The organism is Pseudomonas emilianonis, from assembly GCF_023072625.1.
GTDB lineage: Bacteria > Pseudomonadota > Gammaproteobacteria > Pseudomonadales > Pseudomonadaceae > Aquipseudomonas > Aquipseudomonas paraveronii.
Genome location: NZ_JAKNRV010000270.1, coordinates 1 through 7,178, shown reverse-complemented (window position 1 = coordinate 7,178; position 7,178 = coordinate 1). Strand labels below are relative to the sequence as shown.

Here is a 7,178-nt window from a genome sequence, read left to right as displayed (position 1 = left end):
CTGCCCAGCCTGGGCTCGATGCTGCACGCCCAGGAACTGCCAGCCGAAGGCGGCGACACCTTGTTTGCCGACATGCACAAGGCCTGGGACCAACTGCCCGAGCACCTACGCAAAGCCATACCCGGCCACCAGGTGCAGCAGCGTGCTTTTTCCGCTACCGGACTCGCCCATCAGCGCCAGGCTGCTACCCTGCGCCAAGTGCAGATCGACCCCGGCCAATACCGTCAGCGGGCCCTGCGCAGTGACGTAGCATTTATGGACACCTTGCACCTGCAACATGGGAATGCTCGCTCGCCAATGGACTGCAACCGAGGATAACGGCTGACTGCCCTTGTCACGCAAATTTTTCACATGCATTTCACCGGTTACCTACCGATCACCGAATAAAGTGCCAGCCAAGCACCAACAACGACCAACTTTTTAGTTGTCGGCGTGCATAACTTTTAACACCCGAACTTTCAGCAAAAAGACAGCAACTGTATGACAGGCTCTCGCTCTACTGCGGGCACCGCCAACAGGTTGCGCCTGACTAATAAAAAGCTGCCTGACGTACCTACGGTGAATAGTGTGGTTAACCTGACCTTGACCAAACCGCGTTCGTATCAAGCTCGAGCAAAACGCCTGAAGAAACTCTGGCTGGGCATGGCTGCGCTCGCCCTGTTCGGCACGTTGCTGACAGGTTTACTGGCCTGGCCGGTGTCGCCACCGGACCTGGGCTCGGGCAATCGCCTGCTGACGTCGGGCCTACTGGCCAGTTGGCGCGACGGCAATCTGGTGGTGCTGATCCGCCATGAAGAGCGCTGCGACCGCTCCTCCAACCCTTGCTTCGGCCCCACTGACGGCCTGACGATCAACGGTACTCAACAGGCCGTCGACATAGGCAAAGCCTTTAAAACCCTGGGCATGGAGAACAGCGATGTACTCAGTAGCCCGACCACACGCACCGCCCAGACCTCGCTGTTCATGTTCGGCAAGAGCGAACTATTGCCAAGCCAACTGGCAATTTGCGGTGATGCCATGGGTGAAGAAATCCTCAGCCAAAAGGCGCCTGGACACAACCTGGTGCTGCTCACTCACAGCGCTTGCATCAGTGACATCGAACGGGCCCTAGGCTACCCCCACGCAAAAGCCACCGAATACGGCAGCGCGTTGTTCGTCGAGGTGCTGGGCAGCGGCAAGCTCAAGGCCGTGGGCATCATAAACAGTGGAGATTGGCCGGCGGCGCTCAAGCAACTTTAGACACTTTTCACCTATACAAGACGCAGATGTTCAGCCAAACGACAGCCAACTTCTGGCATGTTTAATTGCGCCTGTTAGTTAAGGACTTCATGAATACTTTCAGCCACTCAGTGAACACTGTGACTTTTCATCCCATTACTTCCTTACATTCTTTCCCCCTACTTAAACGTCAAGGAGCGACGTTCGCATGACCCGATTCAAACCTCTGCCTTTATTGCTGCTGGCCGTTGTCGCGTTTTATCTCCTGCCTTTGGGCCTGCACGGTCTATGGATACCCGACGAGACCCGCTACGCCCAGGTCAGCCAGGAAATGCTCATGAGCGGCAATTGGGCCGCACCGCATTTCATGGGCGTGCGTTATTTTGAAAAGCCCGCCGCCGGCTACTGGCTGATCGCCCTCGGCCAGGCGGTGTTCGGCCAGAACCTGTTCGGCGTGCGCATCGCCTCGGCGTTGACCAGCGCCCTGAGCGTGCTGCTGGCCTACCTGATCGCCCGCCGCCTGTGGAACGACCCGCGCAAAAACTTCGCCTGCGCCTTGCTCTACTTGAGCTTCGGCCTGGTGGCGGGGCAAGCCGGCTACTCCAATCTCGACCCGCAATTCACCTTCTGGGTCAACCTCAGCCTGGTGGCGCTGTGGTTTGCCCTCGATAGCCGCACCCCGCGCGCCCGACTCGGCGCCTGGACGGTGCTGGGGCTGGCCTGCGCGATGGGCTTCATGACCAAGGGCTTCCTCGCGTTGCTGCTGCCGGTGCTGATCGCCGTGCCCTATATGCTCTGGCAACGCCGCCTGGGCGAGTTGCTGCGGTATGGCCCGCTGGCGATCGTCGTGGCAGTCCTGATGTGTCTGCCGTGGGTGTGGGCGATCCATGTGCAGGAGCCCGACTACTGGCGTTTCTTTTTCTGGCACGAGCACATCCACCGTTTTGCCTCCGGCACCGCGCAACATGCACGGCCATGGTGGTTCTTCCTGCCGATCATGGTCGTCGCGTGCCTGCCCTGGGCGGCGCTGCTACCGACCACGCTGCACAAAACCTGGAAAGAAAAGCGCCAACCGGCGACAGCCTTTCTCGCCCTGTGGATGCTGCTGCCGCTGGGTTTCTTCAGCCTGAGCAGCGGCAAGCTACCGACCTACATCATGCCGTGCCTGTTACCGCTGGCGTTGTTGATGGGGCATGCCTTGATCGACTTGATAAGCCAGGGCAAAACACGCGCCATCTGCATCAACGGCCTGCTCAACTTTGTGGTCGGCATGGCCGCGATGGTGACGCTGATCTATCTGCAAATCGATGATCCGCTATACGGCAACAGCCATGCGGAGATGTTCAACCTGTCGTTGACCTTCATTGTGCTGCTGGGCTGGGTCCTGACCAACCTGCTGCAAGCCTTTCGCCCGCTGACACTCTGGGCGACGCCAGCCCTGGGCATCGGCTTGCTGGTGCTGCTCCTGCCAGCAGGCATGCCGGCGCGGATATCGAATAACGAAATGCCTGACCAGTTTGTGCTGGAGCATCTGGAAGAACTGCAGCAAACCCACGCCCTGCTGAGCAACGAATTAGGCTCGGCCTCGGCACTGGCTTGGCGCCTGAGCCGGCCGGATGTCGCGTTTTATAACACCGAAGGCGAGCTGCAATACGGCCTGCAATACCCAGACGCGGCACACCGCAAAGTCGGGCTGGACGATGTCCAGTCGTGGCTGGCCGAGGCCCGCCAACAGGGCTCGGTCGGGGTGCTGATGCGCGTCAGGAGCACCAGCGAACACCTTGAAGAAGGGCAACTGCCACCCGGCGGCAAGCGCTATCGCAAGGGCGACCTGGTGCTCACCCTCTATCCAAAATCCCCTTAGGAACCGTCCATGACTGTCTGGAAAACCGAACGTGGCGCCTTGCTGCTATTGCTGGGCGTTTCCGCCCTGCTCCTGCTGCTCGGCCTGGGCAGTCGCGACCTGTGGGGCCCGGAAACCCGCTGGGCGAACATCGCCGTGCAGATGCTGCAAAGCGGTGACTACTTCGACCCCTACCTCAAAGGCACGCCGTATTACGACAAGCCACTGCCCTCCTACTGGCTGATCACCGGCTTCGCCAACCTGATGGGCGGGCTGGGGCCGTGGTCGCTGCGCCTGTCGTCGGTGATTGCCGCATGGTTGAGCATCTGGCTGGTGTACCTGATCGGCGAGCGCCTGTTTCGCAAAGGCACCGGGCTGATCGCCGGTTGGATGCTCGCCACCACGTTCTATTTCCTGTTCTGGGCGCGCGTGGCCACGGCGGATGTGCTCACCGTGTGTGGCGTGCTGGCGGCGGTGTGGTGGTACTGGCGCGGGCCGGATGACACACGACTGTGGCGCTACACCGTGTTTTTCCTGCTGTTGGCCGCGACCTCGCTGCTCAAGGGCTTGATCGGTTTTGTGCTGCCAGGCCTGGTGCTGCTGCCGCACCTGCTCAACGAACATCGCTACAAACGGCACCTCAACCTGCGCCTGGTGCTGGCGCTGTTGATTGCCGCCGGGTTCTATGCCATCCCCTTTGTGCTGTCGCACCTCTACGGCGCGCCGACCTACGGCGAAAGCGGCCTGGCCCTGGTATTTCGCGAAAACGTCGTGCGTTTCTTCGACCCCTTCGACCATATGGGGCCGATCTATACCTATCTGATTTACCTGCCCGCCTACACCCTGCCCTGGGCACCGTGCTGGTTGCTCGGCCTGTGGCTGGCCGTGCGACATTGGCGTCAGGCCCCGCCCAACGTGCGCTGGCTGGTATGGGGCCTGGGGCTGCTATTCGTGTTCTTCACCGCCAGCGGCAGCCGCCGCAGTTACTACGTGCTGCCACTGGTGCCGTTTGCCCAGTTGCTGGGAGCGTGGTGGCTCAGCGAACGACTGGCGAAAAAACCCGCCAGTTGGCCGCGCTGGCAGAAAGGCTTTGGCATTGCCGCCGCACTGATGCTGCTGGTGCTCGGCGTGGTGTATCCCTGGACCAACGGCAACGGCGGCGTGACGCGTTTCGTCGAGGATGTGCATGCTCAAGCCGAGAAGACCGCGCCATGGAACCAATGGCAAATGGTGCTGGTGGAAGTCGACAACAAACTGCCGATGTACCTGCAAAACGGCGGCCAGCCGTTCTACTACGTCGCCGAAACCCAGGACTTCCCCCGCCAGGGCGACAGCGCCGCGTTCTTGGCCTGGCTGGAACACACCAGCGGCCGCCGCTTCGACCCGCAACACACGATTATCATCGCGCAGTATTCCAAGGACGATCCCGCGCCCCTGGCGTACCTGGGCACGGATCATCAGGTGATCACCACTCAGCCGGACAATGGCGAGCGGCTGTTTCACCAGCGTGCGGGGGGGAGTGTGGCGTTTATCCCGATGTCGCGCTGACCTGCCCGCCCCTGGCGCTCGACGACAGCCAAAGCCACACGCTGTTGGCGCCGCAGGGGTTGCCGCTGCGGCGCCGAACATCCCTCACCGGCTCACTGATAGGGAATCAAGCGATCGCGGTCCAGGTCTCGCATCAGGTCGCCGAGCATTTCACTCTCACTGCGCGGTTCGGTCATGGGGATGTACCAAGTCGTGGCCGTCCAGCCGCCACGCTTGTAGGCATAGGTTTTCAGCAGTTGACCGTCCTTGAACACCGAGCCATGCAATTGCCGCTCGTAGGTGTAGGGCACTGGCACGGTCAGCAGCGTCAGAGCGCCGAGTACTGCGGGGAGCACTCCGGCCCCTTTACCGCCACTCTGGTCGACCAACAGGCTGTAGCCGGTCTTGCTGAAACCACCGTCGAGAAAACTGAAGGCGCCTGTATCACGCAGCAACTGGATGACTTCGCGCTGCTTTTGCTGATCGAACCGGGATTCGGGCGGCGGCATGGTGACGCTCATCGGCACATAGGAGCGCTGAGCTTTGTAGTCCAGGGGTTTGAGGGCGGTGCCGCAGCCGCCGAGCAACAGCACGGCAGCCATTAAGGTGATCCTGATCATTGCATGTGCTCCACAGGCAGCAGGCCATCACGTTGTACATCCTGGGCAAAGGCGCGGGTGATACGGTTTACGTTCTCTTGCTGCATCCCGCCGCTGCCATCGAGCAGCCAAGTGTATTTGTGGGTCACGTTGCGATAGCTGTATTGCTTCAACAGCTTTCCATTCTGTTGCAGGGAAAACTCGGTGGTGGTGTCGATACTCTGGGACAAGGGCAGCAAAAACAGTGTCGCCGTACTCAGCAGAATTACCGGGAAAGGTGGCAAATCGCGCTGGCTATTGAAGCGAATCAACACCGAATAATCCCCTGCCTTGCCTTGGCCGGTTTCGACACTGCGAAACACCCCGGTTTCGCGTAACTGGTTACGGATTTGCGCAGCATTCAGCGGGTCGTCGACCATGACATGGATCGGCTTGAGGTAGTCCTGACCGTCGGGCAACGCGCGCTCGGGCAGGGTATTGGTGGCCGCACAGCCAGTCAGCAGCGCCAGGACGCCCAGGGTAATAACGCGGTTCATGGACGCATCTCTTGAGGGGTGTTCTGGCCCGCAGCGGTAGACGGCGGCGCGATGATATGCGGGGCGGCGCTGCGATAATCCAGCGGTATCAACTCCAGCGCCGGCAAGCGCGGAACCGATTGTCGCGCGATCGGTTCATCGCGACCTTGCTGGTCGCGCCAACGGAAGGCGCACAGGGAAGCCCCCAGGCACAGCGAGCGAAATTCACCGAGGTAATAGGCCTTGCCGGCTTGCAGGCGCATCGGCAGGTTGAACTTCTCCCGAGCCTGGACCGAGGTGTAAGTGGTGCCCAGAGTGGGTGAATAGGTGCTGGAGAAGAACTGGAAATCATAAAACTCATAATCTCCCGGTTTGAGCGGCAGCACAAACACACTGGCGACGCCGGCCTCGTCCTTCACATCCTGAGGCGTTTCCCGCCCGACACCGACCCATATACCGGCGGCCCCAAAGGCTGAGCCACGCTTGCGAAACAACAGGCGCTGGTTGGGTGCGGGAGACGCCTTGAGGTTCTGCGGGCCGATGGAGCCCACAAGATAAGCCACCGGTTCTTCGGGGCCTGGTTGCAGAGGTTGACTGACCAGCGACGCGGGCTGGGTACCGCAGCCCGCCAAGGCTGCAGACATTAGGAGCAAGGCCAAAGGCCTGGAAAAGCAAAACATGTCGAATCCTGAACGCGGGCAAAAAGGGAGCTGCAGACGCCACAGGAAAGACATGCAATGAGCCATCCTGGCGCTGCGCCTCGCGTCACTGCGAGGGGGGCGAATGGTACGGCACGGATGAGGGTTTGACCACCCGCTCGCCCCCCAGGCTTTCCAGCGACGTCCTACCAGCGCCCCATCGCCAGGCTGTACGGCGAAAACTCCGCAAACCGCCACCTCAATGCCAACGCTGCCGGGCGGCGCACCACCTGCTCCACCGTGACCGTCCACAACCGCTGCGCGCCCTCGAACCGCGCCACCTCGGCCCCGCTGAGGATCAGTGAAGTGCGCCCGGCCAGGTGCATCACGTCCCCCGATGCAAAGTCGATGAACAACAACCCCGCCACCGGGTTGGCGTGCAGGTTGCCCAGGGTGTTGAAGAACAGGTTGCCGGCAAAGTCGGGGATGGTCAGCACGTTGCCTTCCACCCGCACGAAGCCGCGGTTGCCGCCGCGATGGGAGACGTCCACCGAGCGCTCGCCGTCGATGTCCACGTAGCTGGCGACAAAGAAGGTGTCGGCGTTGCGGATCATCGCGTGTGCGGCGTCATCCAGGCGGTTGCTGCGCTCGGCCACCTGCCCGGGTTTGCGGGCGACCCCATCGACAGGTCGCAGTTGGATGTATTTGGGGCAGTTGCCGAAGGACTGGACCACATCGACCGCAAAGCCCCCGTGATCCAGCGCGCCGACACGCCCATTCAGGCGATTGCGGCGGCGCGTGTCGAGGTCGATGCCGAGCAAGCCGACGGCGGCAACCG

7 protein-coding genes and 2 pseudogenes are annotated in these 7,178 nt (G+C 61.4%); 4 read left to right on the top strand and 5 right to left on the bottom strand.

Going from position 1 to position 7,178, the window contains the following annotated elements:
- Positions 1-18: 18 nt before the first annotated feature.
- Positions 19-195, top strand: a pseudogene (locus L9Z73_RS21985) (TauD/TfdA family dioxygenase); the annotation flags it as partial.
- On the opposite strand, the pseudogene L9Z73_RS21980 reads toward L9Z73_RS21985, so the two are convergent.
- Positions 121-357, bottom strand: a pseudogene (locus L9Z73_RS21980) (ATP-binding cassette domain-containing protein); the annotation flags it as partial. The pseudogenes L9Z73_RS21985 and L9Z73_RS21980 sit on opposite strands and share 75 nt — an antisense overlap.
- Positions 358-558: 201 nt before the next feature.
- Between L9Z73_RS21980 and L9Z73_RS21975 the strand changes: the two are divergent.
- From L9Z73_RS21975 to L9Z73_RS21965, 3 genes are all read left to right on the top strand, one after another.
- Positions 559-1,239 (top strand): histidine phosphatase family protein, encoded by a 681-nt coding sequence (locus tag L9Z73_RS21975; RefSeq protein ID WP_247405413.1) that lies wholly within the window; start codon positions 559-561, stop codon positions 1,237-1,239.
- Between the two features lie 187 nt (positions 1,240-1,426).
- Complete coding sequence (arnT, locus tag L9Z73_RS21970) at positions 1,427-3,082, top strand: lipid IV(A) 4-amino-4-deoxy-L-arabinosyltransferase (RefSeq protein ID WP_247405410.1); 1,656 nt, start codon at positions 1,427-1,429, stop codon at positions 3,080-3,082.
- Positions 3,083-3,091: 9 nt separating this feature from the next.
- Positions 3,092-4,609, top strand: coding sequence for an ArnT family glycosyltransferase (locus L9Z73_RS21965; protein WP_247405407.1), 1,518 nt, complete (start codon positions 3,092-3,094; stop codon positions 4,607-4,609).
- Between the two features lie 92 nt (positions 4,610-4,701).
- On the opposite strand, the gene L9Z73_RS21960 is transcribed toward L9Z73_RS21965, so the two are convergent.
- The 4 genes from L9Z73_RS21960 to L9Z73_RS21945 all read right to left on the bottom strand — a co-directional run.
- A complete protein-coding gene (locus tag L9Z73_RS21960; protein WP_247405403.1) occupies positions 4,702-5,208 on the bottom strand; it encodes a hypothetical protein in 507 nt (168 codons plus the stop codon).
- A complete protein-coding gene (locus tag L9Z73_RS21955) occupies positions 5,205-5,723 on the bottom strand; it encodes a hypothetical protein (RefSeq protein ID WP_247405400.1) in 519 nt (172 codons plus the stop codon). Before L9Z73_RS21955 ends, L9Z73_RS21960 begins: the two co-directional genes overlap by 4 nt.
- Entirely contained in the window at positions 5,720-6,346 is a 627-nt protein-coding gene (locus L9Z73_RS21950; protein WP_247405397.1) for a hypothetical protein, read from the bottom strand. The genes L9Z73_RS21955 and L9Z73_RS21950 overlap by 4 nt, the downstream gene beginning before the upstream one ends.
- Positions 6,347-6,546: 200 nt before the next feature.
- Positions 6,547-7,178 (bottom strand): pyridoxamine 5'-phosphate oxidase family protein (locus L9Z73_RS21945; RefSeq protein WP_247405395.1); only part of this gene is annotated, 632 nt, incomplete at its 5' end.